Annotated in this window: 13 protein-coding genes and 3 tRNA genes; 8 read left to right on the top strand and 8 right to left on the bottom strand. The window is 35.4% G+C overall.

Annotated elements, in window-relative coordinates; translation table 11 throughout:
- Positions 1-34: 34 nt before the first annotated feature.
- From rnr to QOX03_RS02465, 4 genes are all read right to left on the bottom strand, one after another.
- Positions 35-2194, bottom strand: coding sequence for a ribonuclease R (rnr, locus tag QOX03_RS02480; protein WP_283671365.1), 2160 nt, complete (start codon positions 2192-2194; stop codon positions 35-37).
- Positions 2195-2329: 135 nt separating this feature from the next.
- Complete coding sequence (locus tag QOX03_RS02475; protein WP_283671364.1) at positions 2330-3988, bottom strand: ribonucleoside-diphosphate reductase subunit alpha; 1659 nt, start codon at positions 3986-3988, stop codon at positions 2330-2332.
- Between the two features lie 34 nt (positions 3989-4022).
- On the bottom strand, positions 4023-4307 hold the full coding sequence (locus QOX03_RS02470) for a hypothetical protein (protein WP_283671363.1): 285 nt from the start codon (positions 4305-4307) through the stop codon (positions 4023-4025).
- Complete coding sequence (locus QOX03_RS02465) at positions 4273-5247, bottom strand: ribonucleotide-diphosphate reductase subunit beta (RefSeq protein WP_119057886.1); 975 nt, start codon at positions 5245-5247, stop codon at positions 4273-4275. Before QOX03_RS02465 ends, QOX03_RS02470 begins: the two co-directional genes overlap by 35 nt.
- A 273-nt stretch (positions 5248-5520) precedes the next feature.
- Between QOX03_RS02465 and tgt the strand changes: the two genes are divergently transcribed.
- The 5 genes from tgt (at position 5521) to QOX03_RS02440 (ending at position 9579) form a co-directional block, all read left to right on the top strand.
- Positions 5521-6651, top strand: coding sequence for a tRNA guanosine(34) transglycosylase Tgt (gene tgt, locus QOX03_RS02460; RefSeq protein WP_283671732.1), 1131 nt, complete (start codon positions 5521-5523; stop codon positions 6649-6651).
- A gap of 2 nt (positions 6652-6653) precedes the next feature.
- Positions 6654-7748, top strand: coding sequence for an LptF/LptG family permease (locus QOX03_RS02455; RefSeq protein ID WP_283671362.1), 1095 nt, complete (start codon positions 6654-6656; stop codon positions 7746-7748).
- Between the two features lie 90 nt (positions 7749-7838).
- A tRNA-Val gene (locus tag QOX03_RS02450) sits at positions 7839-7913 on the top strand.
- A gap of 115 nt (positions 7914-8028) precedes the next feature.
- Positions 8029-8592: a TlpA family protein disulfide reductase gene (locus QOX03_RS02445; RefSeq protein WP_283671361.1), complete on the top strand. Its 564-nt coding sequence runs from the start codon at positions 8029-8031 to the stop codon at positions 8590-8592.
- Between the two features lie 27 nt (positions 8593-8619).
- On the top strand, positions 8620-9579 hold the full coding sequence (locus QOX03_RS02440) for a type I phosphomannose isomerase catalytic subunit (RefSeq protein ID WP_283671360.1): 960 nt from the start codon (positions 8620-8622) through the stop codon (positions 9577-9579).
- A gap of 106 nt (positions 9580-9685) precedes the next feature.
- Here QOX03_RS02440 and QOX03_RS02435 read toward each other — a convergent pair whose 3' ends face one another.
- From QOX03_RS02435 to QOX03_RS02420, 4 genes are all read right to left on the bottom strand, one after another.
- Entirely contained in the window at positions 9686-12925 is a 3240-nt protein-coding gene (locus QOX03_RS02435; RefSeq protein WP_283671359.1) for a TonB-dependent receptor, read from the bottom strand.
- Positions 12926-13142: 217 nt separating this feature from the next.
- A tRNA-Glu gene (locus QOX03_RS02430) sits at positions 13143-13214 on the bottom strand.
- Between the two features lie 23 nt (positions 13215-13237).
- Positions 13238-13489, bottom strand: coding sequence for a 30S ribosomal protein S20 (rpsT, locus tag QOX03_RS02425; protein WP_283671358.1), 252 nt, complete (start codon positions 13487-13489; stop codon positions 13238-13240).
- A 35-nt stretch (positions 13490-13524) separates the two neighbouring features.
- Positions 13525-13596 (bottom strand) — tRNA-Glu (locus QOX03_RS02420).
- A 208-nt stretch (positions 13597-13804) separates the two neighbouring features.
- Between QOX03_RS02420 and QOX03_RS02415 the strand changes: the two genes are divergently transcribed.
- From QOX03_RS02415 to QOX03_RS02405, 3 genes are read left to right on the top strand one after another with little or no spacing between them, the layout of a single operon-like run.
- Positions 13805-14515: a C40 family peptidase gene (locus QOX03_RS02415; protein WP_119059257.1), complete on the top strand. Its 711-nt coding sequence runs from the start codon at positions 13805-13807 to the stop codon at positions 14513-14515.
- Positions 14512-16209 (top strand): ArnT family glycosyltransferase, encoded by a 1698-nt coding sequence (locus QOX03_RS02410; protein WP_283671357.1) that lies wholly within the window; start codon positions 14512-14514, stop codon positions 16207-16209. The genes QOX03_RS02415 and QOX03_RS02410 overlap by 4 nt, the downstream gene beginning before the upstream one ends.
- Positions 16202-16870, top strand: coding sequence for an ABC transporter ATP-binding protein (locus QOX03_RS02405; RefSeq protein ID WP_283671731.1), 669 nt, complete (start codon positions 16202-16204; stop codon positions 16868-16870). Before QOX03_RS02410 ends, QOX03_RS02405 begins: the two co-directional genes overlap by 8 nt.
- Positions 16871-17274 lie beyond the last annotated feature (404 nt).

Raw genomic sequence — 17274 nt, 5'->3', positions numbered from 1 at the left:
CCCTTTCGGATTTTTTTTAAGCCTTAAAAAATTTTTAACCTAATAGTTCAAAATCCAATTGCTTTTTCTCTAAATCTGCTCGTAGGACTTTAATTCTCACCTGATCTCCCAGCTGATAGGTTTTTTTACTTTTTTGGCCGATAATCGCATAGCTTTTAGGGTCAAAAACGTAATGGTCATCATGAATATTTCTCAAACGTACTAGCCCTTCTGCCAAAGATTCTGGCAATTCTACATAAATCCCCCATTCCGTCACACCCGAAATCACTCCATAGTATTCCTCCCCGATGTGCTCATTCATATATTTTACTTGCATATACTTGGTGCTATCTCTCTCAGCATCAGCAGCCAGACGCTCTCGTTGGCTACAATGTTCACATTTTTCTTCGTAGGTTTCAGCTTTTGGCGATTCTCCCCCATCTAGGTAGTGCTGCAATAGCCGATGTGCTATGATGTCTGGGTAGCGGCGAATGGGTGATGTAAAGTGCGAATAGTACTGAAAAGCTAGCCCGTAATGCCCAATATTTTCGGTAGAATAAACTGCTTTAGACATCGAGCGCATCGCTAGGGTTTCAATCATATTTTCTTCACCTTTGCCCTGCACTTCTTTTAGCAATTGGTTGATAGATGATGTTGTTTCTTTTCTTTCACCTAATTTTAAATCATAGCCAAACTGTGAGATGAATTGCTTTAAACTGGCTAGTTTTTCTGGGTCGGGGTCATCATGAATTCGGTAAATAAAGGTTTTCTCATTAGGTTTCCCTTTCTTATTTGTGCTCACAAATTCAGAAACTTTTCGGTTGGCTAAGAGCATAAATTCCTCTATCAAGTGATTGGAATCCTTCATTTGTTTAAAGTAAATTCCTGTCGGATTTCCTTCTTCGTCTAAGTGAAATTTCACTTCTAAGCTATCAAAGCTGATGGCTCCATTTTTTAGCCTTTGTTCTCTTAAAGTTTTGGCTAATTGATTTAATTTGAGAATCTCTTTTTGGAAATCACCTGTTTCTCCTTCGATGATTTTTTGTGCCTCTTCGTAGCTAAATCTCCTATCAGAGTAAGTGACTGTTCGCCCATACCAATGTTTTAAAATATTAGCATCTTCATCCATTTCAAAAACAGCAGAAAAAGTGTATTTTTCTTCATAAGGGCGTAATGAGCAAACGCCGTTACTTAAAATCTCTGGTAGCATTGGCACCACACGGTCAACCAAATATACCGAGGTTGCTCGATTATATGCCTCTTCGTCGAGCAAACTACCTGGTTTCACGTAATGTGAAACGTCTGCAATATGGACTCCAATTTCATAATTCCCGTTTTCTAAAACCTGAAAAGACAAAGCATCGTCAAAATCTTTTGCGTCTGCTGGGTCTATGGTAAAAGTCGGTACCGAACGCATATCTCGCCGTTTCTGAATTTCCTCAGGCAAAATTCTTGTATCAATAGCTTGTGCCTCTGCTTCTACTTCATCAGGGAAGTGATAGGGCAATCCGTATTCGGCTAAAATCGCATGCATTTCAACATCATGCTCGCCAGGTTTGCCCAATGAGCGGATTATGGTGCCAAACGGCGAGTCGGTATCTTCTGGCCAGCTCACGATTTCTGCTACAACTTTTTCTCCATTTTTAGCATGATTCAAATTTTCTTTTGATATGTAAATATCCACATGCATTGAGCTGTTTTGTTCTAGATTTACAAAACCATATTTTCGGTTGCCAATGATTTCTAAAATCCCTACATATTGCATCCTATTTCGTTGCAAAACCTTCAAAATGCTACCTTCCTGTTTTTTCCCTCGGCTGGTAGGCCTCAAAAGTAATTGCACCAAATCATTTTGCAGTGCATTTTTAGTTTGCCCTTTGGGAATGTAAACATCATCCTCTAAACCTTCTACTACCACGTATGCTGCGCCAGAGGAGGTGAAATCAATGGTTCCCACTAGGGTATTTTTCTCCATATTTAGTTTAAACTTCCCAGGAGTCTCTTCTATCAACGTATCATCAGCAGCCAATCGGCTTAGGACTTTTATCAGATGTTGTTTTTCACGAGCATTCGTGTATTGCAGTGCTGAAGAGAGCTGCTTATGATTGAGCGTTTTGTTGGGATATTTCAAATAATATTGAAGTATTTTCTTTGCGATTTTTTGGTAACCGTCACCTTTTTTTTGGTGAGGAATAACCTTCTTTTTTTTTGACATGAATTCTCTGTCTTAATTAGTTGATTTTTAAAATTAGCAATTATTATGCAGAATTTTTTAAGCCTTAAAAAAAATCCGAAGAAAAATTTCTCCGGACTCTCTAAGAATCTGTTTTAATTTCATATTTAAAGGCTTTTACCCTTCACAGCTCACACAGTTTACAAAGTTGACCATCAGCTCCTTAGATACCGATTGACTTCTTTGGTAATAGAGTGTTTTCACCCCAAGCTTCCATGCTTCTATCATCAACGCATTGACATCTTTGATGGGCATGCTCGACGGAATATTCAAATTCAGGCTCTGTGACTGGTCTATAAACTGCTGACGCTGCGCTGCTTGAGTAATGATTTCTAATGGTGATATTTCTTTAAAGGTTTTGAAAACGTCTTTTTCCAATTGCGTTAGTTCATTTAGCTGCTGCACAGAACCGTGATTGAGCATGATATTACGCCAAATATCTTCATTATCTAAATCTTTTTCTTGCAACAATTTTTTCAAATACTTATTCTGCCGCATAAAGTTTCCTTTTGCTAAACCTGCTTTATAATAATTGCTGGCAAAAGGTTCTATACCTGGAGATGTTTGCCCCAAAATCGCTGAGCTAGAGGTAGTTGGTGCTACGGCTAATAATGTTGTGTTGCGTAATCCGTAATCTTTTAGTAGCTCAGGCTCACCGTAGATGTCGGCCAATTCTTTAGATGCTTCTATGGCCTTGGTTTGAATCAATTTGAATGCTTTTGCATTGAATTGCTTGGCTTCCATACTTTCAAATGGAATCATGTTTTTCTGTAAATAACTGTGATACCCCAAAGCTCCTAAACCTAGTGCACGGTGGCGTATTGCGAAATTCCTAGCGCCAGTCAAGTAATAATTATCTTCAGTTTTAGCAATAAATTCAGATAAAACGGCATCGAGAAAGTAAATGGCGAGCTTTACGGCATCGGTATCTTTCCATTCATCAAAGAGTTCTAAATTCATTGACGATAAGCAGCAGATAAAAGATTCATCTTTGGTAGATGGTAGCATAATTTCTGAACATAAATTACTAGAATTTATCATCATTTGAAGATCTTTATAAACTTGTGGTTTTTGACGATTGATATTATCGGTAAAGAAGATATACGGCAAACCTTTCTGCTGACGGCTTTCTAAAACTTTTGCCCAAATTTTTCTTTTCTCCATATCGCCATCTACCATGTCTTGCATCCAATAGTCTGGGACGCAAACGCCATAAAATAAATTTTGAATGGAATTCCCAATGTTCTTGATTTGCAAAAACTCTTCTACATCTGGGTGGTCTATATCTAAGTAAGCAGCAAAAGCTCCACGGCGAACTCCTCCTTGGGAAACGACATCCATAGCAGTGTCAAACAATTTCATAAAGCTTACTGCTCCTGATGACTTTCCGTTATCGGTAACAGCGGTACCCCGATGACGCAATTCGCCAAAATAACCTGAAGTTCCTCCACCGATCTTGGTTTGCATGATGACTTCAGCCAACTTGTGTGTAATCCCTTCTATGCTATCGGGCACGTGCACATTGAAACAAGAAATTGGAAGCCCTCGCTGCGTTCCCATATTAGCCCAAACAGGAGAGGAAAGGCTCATCCACCCTCGGGTGATTAGCTCTTCAAATTTAGGCTGTAATTCTGGTTTATACAATCTTTTAGCCGCTGCTGTTGTGATTCTTTCAATGGCGCCACGCACCGTTTCACCTTTTAGCAGATAGCCACGGTTGAGCATTTGCTCAGACTCATCGTTCAGCCACCAGATTACTTCTTTATCTTCTGTCATTTTTTTTAATTTTTATTTCAATGTGATTTTTTATTTAAATTAAAAATCTTTTACAAGCTTGTGTTTCGCCTGTTTTTACTTTATTAATATGTGTAAATTCTATTGCAGGCACTTTTTCTACAAACTGCATCGCTTTTTTGATACAATAATCAATTTTGTATGCTGTTGCAATGCAAACACGATGCCCATCTACCAACGCCATTGCCATGTAAATGTACTCACCCAATATAAATTTTGGCGAATGAATATAGATTAACTCTTCTCGAATTTCAGGCGTGTAAAAATTAGAATAAATCATTAGCTGTAATGCTTTTATCATGCTTGGTGTAGTCTACTGGTCGCTTAGCGAAGAAATCATCCATCGAGTGAGAGAAAACTTCTTGCTCAAACCATTCCATTGGCTTGTATTGCTCTGCCGTAACTTTGTATAATGGTTTAAAACCAATTTTCACCAAACTATCATCCACTCGGAATTTCATGAAATTAAGTAAATTTTCTTTTGAAACATTTGGAATTTCTCCTTGCTCAAAAATCCAATCCAAAATTTCTCCTTCTACCGAAATGCTCTCATCAATTAAAGCATAAATTTGCTCTACATCTTCCTCCTTTAGTAGGTGTGGAAATTCTTCTTTAATCTTATTAATCAAGAAAATACCTGCATTGGCATGAATTTGCTCATCCACAGAAGTCCAAGCTATGATGTTGCTTACATTCTTCATAAACCCACGAAATCTTGTGAAAGAAAGAATGATAGCAAATTGACTGAAAAGAGATACATTTTCTATCAAAATACTAAACATCAGAAGCGAAATCAAGTATTCTTTTGGATCTTTTGAGTTTGAATCTTTTAAAGCCTCTGTCAAGTAATTTATTCTTTTTTGAATCACAGGAACCTCTATCAAGGCTTCAAACGACTGATTATAACCCAAAACCTCTAGCAGGCGTGAATATGCTTCTGAATGACGAAATTCACATTCAGCAAAAGTCGACCCCAAGCCATTCATTTCTGGCTTGGGCATATGAGCATATAGATTCCCCCAAAAGGTCTTTACGTTTACTTCTATTTGTGCAATCGCCAGCAAGGAATTCTTTACGGCATTGCGATCTGCATCGCTAATTTGTGAATGAAAATCCTGAACATCTGCCGTAAAGTCAACTTCTGAATGTACCCAAAAAGATTTATTGATCGCATCTGTAAATTGCATGATTTCAGGATATTCAAACGGTTTATAATTTACTCTTTTGTCAAAAATGCCCATATCTTTTTATGTTATATAATATATTATCAAAAATTTTCTTTCCACGAAAATATAAAACTACATGCGTCTAGAAAGAATTTAGTTTTTACCTAATATTGTTGATAAGTTAATCAAGTTAAGTGATAACCAAGGCTAGCTAAATTTATCAACTTCATAGGTTAATAACTCTTTTTTTCATTCTCATTTATTTTTTTTCTAAAGGCTTATTTAAATTTCATATCCTAAAAATTTTTTAAGGCTTAAAAAATAATGAATTCTTTAAATTTGCAGTATATGAATTTTAAAATTGAAGCTACAGATGCCCTATCAGTTGCACGTGCAGGGGAACTCATCACCGCCCATGGTAAGGTGAAAACGCCCATCTTCATGCCTGTGGGGACTGTGGCAAGTGTGAAATCCGTACACCAAAGGGAGCTGAAAGAAGATATACAGGCTCAAATTATTTTGGGTAATACCTACCACCTCTACCTCCGCCCTGGCATCGAAATTTTGAATGCTGCGGGTGGTTTGCATCGTTTCATGAATTGGGACGCTCCTATCTTGACTGATAGCGGTGGCTTCCAAGTTTATTCTTTGTCTGACATCAGAAAAGTGAGCGAGGAAGGTGTTCGGTTTCAATCGCATATAGATGGCTCTTATCATCTTTTTTCTCCTGAATATTCTATGGAAATTCAACGAAACATCGGAGCTGATATCATTATGGCATTTGATGAATTAACTGGGATTCCTGCTACTTACCAAAATGCTAAAAAAGCAATGGAAGTGACTCATCGCTGGCTAGAACGTTGCCGGAATTGGCTGGGGGAAAACCCTCCTTTGTATGGTTACCCGCAGACGCTATTTCCCATCGTGCAAGGGAATTCCTACAAAGATTTGAGGATAGAATCGGCAAAATACATTGCCGATTTCAATGCCGATGGAAATGCGATTGGTGGGCTCAGTGTGGGTGAACCAGAGGAAATGATGTACGAAATCACAGATTTAGTCTGTGGTATTTTACCTCAAGAAAAGCCACGTTATTTGATGGGCGTTGGCACACCTTGGAATATTTTGGAATGCATCAGTTTAGGCGTAGATATGTTTGATTGTGTGATGCCTACGCGCAATGCTAGAAATGGTATGCTATTTACTTGGAACGGGGTGATAAACATAAAAAACGCCCGATGGAAAGATGATTTTAGCCCTTTGGATGAAAATGGAACTTCGTATGTTGACCAACAATATAGCAAAGCTTATCTTCGGCATTTATTCATTGCCAAAGAATATTTAGCCAAGCAAATTGCCTCTATTCATAACTTGGCTTTTTATTTAGATTTGGTGCGTACAGCTCGGCAAAAAATCATGGAAGAAAGCTTTGAAGCTTGGAAGAATCAAGTTATTCCTCAACTTAAAAACAGATTGTAATCGTGAAGATTCTAGACCGCTATATTATAAAAAATTTTTTGGGGACATTTATTTTCATGACGTCTCTCCTTGCCTTGATTGTCGTGGTAATAGATTTGAGTCAAAAAGTCAATAAAATTCAAGACAATGGCTCTACAATTTGGGAAGCCTTGACTTCTTTTTATCCATTCTTCTTGGTTTGGATTATCAACACCTTTTTGGCAATCGGAGTTTTTATCTCAGCAATTTATTTCACCTCCCGCCTTACCAACAATACTGAAATCGTTGCGATGACCTCTGGAGGAATGAGTTTCTTTCGTCTTACCCGCCCGTATTTGATTGTTGCCATTGGTATTGGGTTAGCTTCTTTTCTAGTAAATCACTATTTTTTGCCTCAAGCCAATGTCTATAAAAATGAATACATGTACACTTATTTACAGCGGAGTTCGGATGAATTTGAATACTTTAAGGGGCGACCAATTAGCTCTCAAATTACGCCCAATGAATACATTTTTGTCAATAATTACAATCGCCGCACTAAAAACGGAAATGGTTTTCTATTCCAAAAATTTAATGGGCTGAAATTAGTTTACGCTATGCGTGCCAATAGCTTAATCTGGAACGAAGAAGATTCTATTTATCAACTCGATAATTATTATGAAAGATTTGTACGAGAAAACAAACCCGACAGTTTAATCGAAGGAAATCAAGTGAATTTAAAACTTAAATTTTCTCCCGATGAATTGTTACCAGAGGGTTATGTTGCCGAAACGATGAATAGCTTTGATTTGATAAAATTCATCGAACGAGAAAAATTTAAGGGCAGTGCCAGCATCAATGTCTACCAAAATGAGCTATACCAACGTACCAGTTTACCTTTTTCTTCTATTATTTTAACCCTATTGGCTCTATCTCTAAGCTCAACAAAAAGAAGGGGTGGCATCGGTATAAACCTCGCTATCGGGGTAGGTATCGCATTTATCTATTTATTTGGAAATGAGTCCAGTAAAGTATTAGCTGAAGTTGGTAACATCAGCCCATTACTCGCCACTTGGCTATCAAACATTGTGTTTGGTTTACTTACAATTATCTTATATTTTAAAAGAGCTTATCAATAATTTTTAAAAAAAAATTTGTTAGTTAAAAAATTAGGCTTATATTTGCAGTCCAATTACAAAACAACAGTGCTGTAGTTGACATCAAATTTTGGGATTTTAGCTCAGTTGGTTCAGAGCATCTGCCTTACAAGCAGAGGGTCGGGGGTTCGAATCCCTCAAATCCCACAAATCCAAAAGCCTTTCTGTTTGTAGAAAGGCTTTTTTATTTAAAATATATAAAACTTAAAAATTTTTAAAGCTTTATTTTTTTATTTAATTTAAAGCCTTTAAAAAATCTCTTATGAATTGGTTCAGAAAAAACCTAAGCAACATTATTTTTATTTTTTTACTAGGTTTATTATTCTTTCCTCCGACTGGGAAACCAATCAAAATATTCATTCAGCAAATGCTGGCCTTCTCTCCGCAAATCAAAAGTGAGAATGATTATAAACAGATTCATTTCACTGATTGGGAAATTCAGGCTAAAAACCAAAATTTTATAAAGCCTTTAGAAAATTTGAATAAACCTGTAGTCATCAATTTTTGGGCTACTTGGTGTCCTCCGTGTATTGCAGAAATGCCTTTTTTTGCAAATCTCTATCATGAAATGCAAGGGGAAGTTGATTTTTATTTCATTTCCAATGAATCGTGGGAGGAGATTCAAGGTTTTGAAGCAAAACGTGAGTTCAAACTCCCCTATTTTCGTTATTTTAAAGAGCATCCGCAGTGGCCAATTAATTCGATACCGCGAACCATTGTTATCAATAAAAAAGGAGAAATCATTTTAGACGAAACGGGAATAGCTAAATGGGATAGTAAGTCTTTCAAAAATCATTTAAAAAATCTTTCTAACTCACATAATTAACTTTAAATTTGTGGAAAATGAGCAATAATGAAACCTTATCCAATTAAATTTGAGCCCATTCTTCAAGAAAAATTATGGGGTGGGAATAAACTCAAGCATGTTTTTAACAAAACTGATAGAGATGAGAATTTTGGTGAGAGCTGGGAGCTTTCTAATGTTGAAGGTTTTTCTAGTGTGGTAACTAATGGGGAGTTGAAAAATCAATCTTTCAGCGAAGTTCTAAAACATCACCACAAAGAGATTTTGGGACCTAAAGTTTCTGGAAGTGATTTCCCTCTATTAATTAAATTTTTAGATGCTAAAATTCCACTCTCTTTACAAGTTCACCCTGATGATGAAAGAGCTAAAATCTATGCCGATAGCCGCGGAAAAACAGAAATGTGGATTATCCTATCAGCTGAGCCTGATGCTAAAATTTATTTAGATTGGGCTAATTCTATGACTAAAGAAAAAGCTGAAATTGCACTGAAAGATGGGAGCATCATGGACTATGTCAAAACTTATGATGCCCAGCCAGGTGATTGTTTTTTTGTACCTGCAGGCACTGTGCATGCTATAGGCAAAGGGATTGTTTTGGCTGAAATTCAGCAAACTAGTGACTCTACCTATCGCCTCTTTGATTGGAATCGGGTAGATAAAAACGGAAATCCAAGAGATTTACACATCGAGGAAAGTTTGCGTGTAATGGATTGGAATCCGAAAGAGAATCTAAAAAAGTATTTTTCTAAAGAACAAAATCAATTAAATCCTGTGGTGAATGAAAAACACTTCAAAACTTCTTATTTGCCACTGGAAGGGGCTTTCGAGTTAGAAAACAAGTATGACTCTTTTCAGATTTTGATTTGTACCGAAGGCTTTGGTAAAATTCAGTGGGAGAATGAGATTTTAGCGTTCCAAAAAGGAGACACTTTACTTCTACCTTTCGCATTGAATAAAGTTTCTTTGATTAGCGAAAATGGTGCATCACTGATTCATGTACACTTATAATTTTTTAAGCCTTAAAAAAAAACAAATGTTTTTTTATAAAGAAAACCAGCTGTAATTAGCTGGTTTTGCATTTAATCTTATTTAATCTTAATTGTGTTGTACTGACTTAAAAAGAATATCTAATTCCGAATTGCATTTGCCATAGAGAACTGCTAATTCCGCTATTGTCATAAGCCTCTAGTCTTTCTTTTGTTAGTTGTGATGGGTCTACGGTATACTCCGCTTTTCTGACCCCTGGGCTTACTTCTTTTACATCGTTTACATTGATTATATTTCTTGTTCCATAGTTGTAAAAATATCTTCTGCCCCAATCTTTGTTTAATAAATTGGTGAAGTTGAAAATATCGAAAGAAACTCCTAAACCATGTTTTTTGCCTGCGACCATCACATTAAATTCTTGCTGAACTTTTAAGTCAATGATATTAGTCCAGGGCAGTCTTGAGGCGTTTCTTTCAGCAAATTTACCTCTTCTTGTTCTTAAATAGTCATCATTTTCGATAAAGGCATTCAACGCATCCCACTGTTGCTGAACAGTTGTTTTAACGTTTCCTGTCTTCTTATCTACGATGTCGACTAAGTTAATATCTTCAATGGATTTAGGCACATAAATTAATGAAGCGCTTGTTCCACTAATGTCATTTAAAATCAAGTTTGAACCTTCGTTATAAATATAAGAGATTGGCTGCCCTGAAGCTCCTTCGTAGAATAATGCAATCTTTGTTTTGGTATTGAATTTACTACCGATGTCTAACCAATTAAATGAGTAAGAGGCTAAAGCTGTAACTCGAGAACCTGCAGAGTAGTCGGAACGATATAATTCTGGTACGTTTTTACCGTTTACTGTATTTTGGTATCTCCACTGTGAAAGATTCTGAAAAGAAGCTCCGTTATTTATAGAGTAAGTGTCATTGTATGAATAGTTTAGGTCTAAATAAAGTTTATTGAAGAAAGTTTTATCTAAACCTACAGTAAGGGTATATCCATAGCCTTTGTTTATATTTTTACCTAAAAGTACATTGCTAAATTTAGATGATATAGCTGGTTCTGACTGCCAAGTTGTTCTGCCATCATTTTGCAAAATACCAGCTTTCTTAATATTGATATTTTCATAATAAACATCATTTAATACGTAATCATATTGAGCATTTGCCTTTAGCCTATATCCTTGTGGTAAATTTTGATCTAGACCTAATGTGTATTTCAAGCGCTGTGGCAATTTAATATTTTTAGAGAAAAGGTTGATTTCGGGTCTTGAAGAACCTACTTGTAAACCATGGTTATCATCTAACTTTGGTGAAAAAGCGATGTTTCTTTCTCTTACTTGCCCTAAAGTATTCCCTGTATTGTTGTAAACACCTCCTACCCATACCAATGGCATTCTTGATGTAAATACTCCTACACCACCAGTAATTCTTGTCAAGTAATCTGTTCCTCTATTCAGTGTCCATTTAAATCCTAATCTTGGCGAGATATGAACTTTAGCGTTAAACTTCTGTCCTGTTTTAGCTCCTTCTAAATCATATCCTGCTTTTTCAAACAAAGAGATTTCATCATTAAAGGTTTTATTTTCACGTGTATTGTCATAAGTAGGCACGTCAATTCTCACTCCAGCAGTTAGGTTAAAATCTTTATCTACATTCCACTCGTCTTGTAAGTATGCTGAAATTAAGCTACTATTGAATTTTGCTGCTGATTCTGTCTGGTTATCTCCGTAAGCACCGCCATCAAGTAATGAGAATGTACGCGAAAATTCTGATGCATTTTCTCCTGCTAAGAATTTCTCTAGCCCTGTTTTATTCTTATCATTTTGCCAAATGTAGTTACCATAATTATCTCTTACGAAAATATTCATAGCTTTGTAGAAATCATAATTTACCCCAAACAATAAGTTGTGATTACCCAGTTTATAATTCAAGTTAAATATTGCCGTCAAAACATCCTGCTCTAGTTTATTTGCAGTAGAGAATCTATCAGCTCCTAAGTTAATCCAGCCATTGCCATCTTGAATTCCTACTGTTGGGAAAAGTGAATTAGGATTTCTATCATCTTTTACCGTTTTATACGTTAAGGCAATTTTAGCATCTAAGTTACCAGACCATTTTCCGTTATAGTCTAAACTGAATTGATTTTTCTTAGATGGGAATAAAACTGTTCTATCTATAAAGTTTAAACTTCCTCCACTTCTTGCCGCTTGGAATGAATTAAAATTTGAAAGCTTATATTTGAAGCTCAATGATTGATTTTGCATAAAGTTATAATCTAACTTTCCTACAAAAACATCTTTATCCATTGTACTAGTATTATTACCATAACTTCCTGGGTTGTAATTATACTTGTTTTCTAATACTTGCAGTAATCTTTCAATATCGGCTACTTTGCTATTACCTCTGTAGCTACTAAAATCATAAGGGTTAGGTGTTTCTATTTTTTCTTTTTCATAAGTAAAATAGTAAAACAATTTATTTTCAACCAAAGCTCCACCTAAGCTTGCGCCATACCTATTTGCATTAAATTCAGGTAATTTACTTCTATTTAAGTCATTATAACTAGCCGTTTTCCCTGCAAGTTTTTCATTTCGTATAAACCAGTATAATGAACCTGTCATTTCATTTTTACCAGATTTTGTTGTCGCATTGATTGCTCCTCCTGCAAACCCAGACTGTCTTACATCCATAGGTGCTACGGATACAGAAATCTGATCCAGTTCATCAAAAGTAAATGGATTTCCACCTACTTGCCCTCCATCTAAACCAGTTGAACTTAATCCAAAAACATCATTATCAACAGCACCATCTAAATAAACAGCATTGTATCTGTTATTTTGTCCAGCAATAGTAATTCTATTATCATCATAAACTTTCACTTGTGGAGCCACCCTTACAAAATCAGCAATTCCACCATTTACATTAGGTAAAGTTCTTATTTGTTCGCTTGTAATTGTTTTCTGAGAACCAATGTTGTTCTCTTTGCGAGTCCCAACAATACTAATTTCAGTTAGGTTGATTCCCGAACTTTCCAATTGGGCAAAAAAGTTATAAGTTTCACCTAATTCAGTGAAAATATTACTTTTTGTAAAACTAACATTTCCCCCTTGCTCTATTGTAATTGTATAAGGCCCCCCTGAACGTGCACCATTTATACGGAAGCTACCACTTTCGTTTGTAACTGCTGTATAGACAGTATTAGTCGGTTCATGAAAAATTTTAACCTCTGCTCCCACGATAGGCATGTGTGTAGCATCAATAACATCACCACTAAAATCTGATGTTGTTACTTGAGAAAACGCCGAAGTAGAAGCTCCTAATACTAAGGCAAAAGCATATGCTCTTTTCCACTTAAAATCCATGTTTATGATATTTTTAAATTTGTGTCAAAAATCTAACATAAATTACAATTCAATGTTAACTTATGATTAAGTTTAACTTTTTTTATCAACAAAGTTTTTTAGTCAGCTTAAATTTAAATAGAATAATCACTCTACAGATGATTCTTCTTTCACTGAAAATTCAAGCAAGTTTTTTAAAATAAAAAATCACCTTGCCTTCACAAGATGACTTTTAATGTAGCCCATAGGAGAATCGAACTCCTGTTTTCAGGATGAAAACCTGATGTCCTAACCACTAGACGAATGGGCCGTAACACTTCTTCTAATCAGATTTTATAGCGCATTAATGTGCTTAGCTAATTTGCTTTTCAAATTAGCGGCTTTGTTTTTATGGATAATATTCCTTTTCGCAACACGATCAATCATAGAAGAAACCTCTGGCAGCTTCTCTAATGCCTTTTCTTTATCTGTCTCAGTACGTAACTTCCTGATTGCTGATCTCATAGAAGTATGATAATATTTATTACGCAGCCTTCTAGTTTGCGTCTGTCTAATTCTTTTTATTGCTGACTTATGATTTGCCATAGTCTTTTAAATTATTTTTTTTACTTCAAACTTTGTAGCCCATAGGAGAATCGAACTCCTGTTTTCAGGATGAAAACCTGATGTCCTAACCACTAGACGAATGGGCCGTTATTATTTTGTCCCTCAAAATGGTTTGCAAATATAAAACCTTTTTCGAAACAAAAAAAAATATTTTCATCTTTTCTCTGAAAAAAAATCCTAAAGCTTTGATAAATAGCAGTAATCTGTGTTAAAACAATGCTAAACTAAGTTTTCAAACTTGGCAACTCAATTTCTTCTTTTAATTTTGGGTCGATTTCAATAAAAAAAATAGGTATGCATAAGAATATTTTTCGACTGCTGGCTTTCGGGCTACTATTAATGACTCTTCAGTCTTGTAATTCAAGTTATTTAACTCAAAACACCACCCCTGCTCTCACTAACTCCTTCTCTGATGAGGCTCAACAGCAGTTAGAACGAGACATCATCAATGCTCAACTCTCTCTTCAGAAACCAAGCATCAGCTACGAAGTTGATAACCCTATAGACACTAATCATGCCAAAATTGCAAATAAATTAGAGAAAAATACTTTTATTTCTTATTTAGATATAACTGTTTCTAATATTTTACGGGAGGCGGATAGTTATCTTGGGACTCCTTACAGATTTGGAGGCACAACGCGTAGAGGCATTGACTGTTCTGCTTTTATGCAAAAAATCTTTGAAGTAGAAGGTATCGATTTACCTCGAATTTCTAAAAATCAAGCTAAATTGGGTATTCCAATCCCCAAAGAACATTTGCAGAAAGGTGACCTTATTTTCTTCAGCACTACTTCATCTCGCCGAATTACACACGTCGGTATAGTGCATAGTATCAACGAAAATGAAATTAACTTCATTCATGCCTCTAGCTCACAAGGGGTTATTATCTCTAGCCTAGACCACGAATATTGGGCTAAAAGATTTCGCACGGCGAGAAGAATAGAAAATTTCATCACACCTCAGTTGGTACTAAACAGTTCAATCAAAAACGAGGTTGTTAATTGACTTTTCTATCTAAATCAAAAAGACTTTCTTTTGGCAGCACTTTGATTATAAGTGCTGTTATTTATTTCACACTCAATCTAGTTCAAGCTTGGCGGTCTCAAATCATTGATGATGAGACTTATTATTTCATGTGGTCGCAGAACCCCGCTTGGGGCTATTTTGACCACCCGCCCATGATTGCTTGGTGGGATACATTGGGTTTCTTTTTGTTGCAAAATACGGTTGGTTTACGTTTATTCACCATCTTTTTTTCTGCGCTGGGGTATTTTATTTTAGGTCATTTTTTGGTCAAAAACAAAAAAGAGTTGATTCTTTACAATCTTTTATTTTTCAGCATGGTTTTGTTCCAGGTTTTTGGTTTCATTGCCACGCCAGACGCTCCACTTCTATTTTTCTCTATTCTTTATTTAATATTACTCTATCACTTTATTCAAAAACAAAGTTACTTAAACACATTTTCATTGGGCTTGGGCATGGCTTTGGTCATGTATAGCAAATATCACGGTGCTTTACTTATCACTTTTAGTTTATTGCCTTTAATTCCAGTTTTTTATAAAAATACAAAAGCTTATTTAGCCATTCTTATCGCCTTGGTCTTTTATAGTCCTCACTTGATTTGGCAATTTCAGCATGACTTTATTTCGTTTAATTACCATATTATAAGAAGAAATGCACATAGCGGTTTTGATTTCAAAAACCCTATAAATTACTTGCTCAGTGTAATTTACATTAGCTCGCCATTTTTATTTTTTTATTTGATAAAGGCTTTTTATAAATTCCCCAAAGATTTATTCAAGAAATCGCTTTGGTTTATCTTTTGGCTAAGCATTGTTTTTTTCTTATTCACCTCTTTCAAAAGATATATTCAAGCGCAGTGGTCGCTCATCACAGTCATTCCTTTATTTATTTTAGGTTTTGATTATTTAAAAAATAAAAAAAATTTTTTTAAGCCTTTAAAAATTTTATCATTCATCACTATTGGATTAATTTTTTTAGCTCGAATTTACTTCATGATTCCTAATCCTCCTTTCAAAATTAAATACCACGGCTGGAAGGAATTTATGCTAGAGACTAAGAGAAAAACAAATGGAAATGCTGTTTTTGACCGCTACCAACTCACCTCTCTCTACTCTTTCTACAATTACCCCGAGCGGGCTTACAACATCGCTACCGAAGAGAATAGGACCTCACAATTCCAGCTCTGGAATGATATTGAAGAAATTAACGGAGAACCTTACACTTATTTTTCTTCTCAATTAAATGCTACGGATTCTCTAGCATTAAATTCTAGAAAAAAAGAATATTATAAATATAAAAAAGGTACATCTTTTTTCAACACAGCTTCTTTTTGGTTTCAAATTGAAAAAGCTCAAATTTCTAAATCTAAATTAAAGCTCATTGGCCAGATTTGGAATAAAAGTGATAGCCCCATAACATTAGCCCCAGAAAACTACACGCTACATTTAATATTAAATCAAGAGAAGTTTAGTAGAGAAATTCAGCAAAAGATAGAAATCCCGTTCAGAAAAGTAAATTTAGCCTCAAAGCATTTCTCTGATTTTGAATTGGAAGTACCCGTAACCATACAAGATTTAACGGAAAACCCTATCGGGTATTTAAGCTTAGCGGGTCAAAATTTACCAGGAACTATTCGCTCAAATTATATTACATTTGTAGTTGATGAAAATGATTGAAGCTAAAAATATCTATAAATTTTACGATGAACTTCCCGTACTCAAAGGTGTAGATTTAAGCATAAGAAAGGGTGAGGTAGTCTCCATCATCGGGGCTTCTGGGGCTGGGAAAACGACTTTGCTACAAATTTTGGGTACGCTGGAGCGTCCATCTTTGCCCAAAAATCACGAAACAGAACTCTCTATCAATAACCTTTCTTTACTCAACTTGAAAGGTAAAGCTTTAAGCAAATTTAGAAATGAAAACATTGGCTTTGTTTTCCAATTTCATCAGCTTTTACCTGAATTCACTGCTTTAGAAAACATCTGCATGCCAGGGTTGATTCAGGGAAAAAGTTTAAAAAGCTTAGAAAAAAGAGGCATCGATTTGCTCCATTTTTTTGGTTTAAAAAATCGAAGTCGGCACAAGCCCCAGCAACTCTCTGGTGGTGAGCAACAAAGGGTGGCTGTCGCTAGAGCTTTGATGAATCACCCAGCGGTAATTTTCGCTGATGAGCCGTCGGGGAATTTGGATTCTAAAAATGCGGATGAACTTCATCATTTATTTTTCCGTTTGCGTGAAGAATTTCAGCAGACTTTTGTAATTGTGACTCACAATAAAGATTTAGCTGCCATGGCCGATCGGAAATTAATTATGCAAGACGGTCTTTTTATCCCATAATCTTTTAAATCTTTCTGAAATTCTTTTAATTTAATTCTTTTTCAAATATAAACTTCAAACAGATTCTATTTTTTTTGTACATTGTTTCAAGAATTTTTTAAGGCTTTTTAAAATTCCAGTAAAAAACTTATGATAAGCTGCCTAAAAATTTATTTAAATTCACAATAGAATTTATCTAAAGTAATTTCAGTATAAATGAAAATACAGCTCTAGAGCAAATTCAAGTTACAGGTTTGGCAAGACCAATTTTAAATCATATTTGGTTCTATGGGAGCTATTGGCGAAATTTGAAAAATGCTGAAAATGGGCATTACACAAGTTAAGGGACAAGAAATCAAATAAGGATTACTTTTTGAGCGGAACGTTCAATGCAGCAAATAAGAATAAAACAACTTCTATTATCA

Origin of the sequence: Candidatus Ornithobacterium hominis, assembly GCF_951229915.1 — a bacterium.
GTDB classification, from domain to species: Bacteria; Bacteroidota; Bacteroidia; order Flavobacteriales; family Weeksellaceae; genus Ornithobacterium; species Ornithobacterium hominis.
Note: the sequence above shows the minus strand (reverse complement) of the source record. Positions and strands in the feature narration are given on the sequence as shown.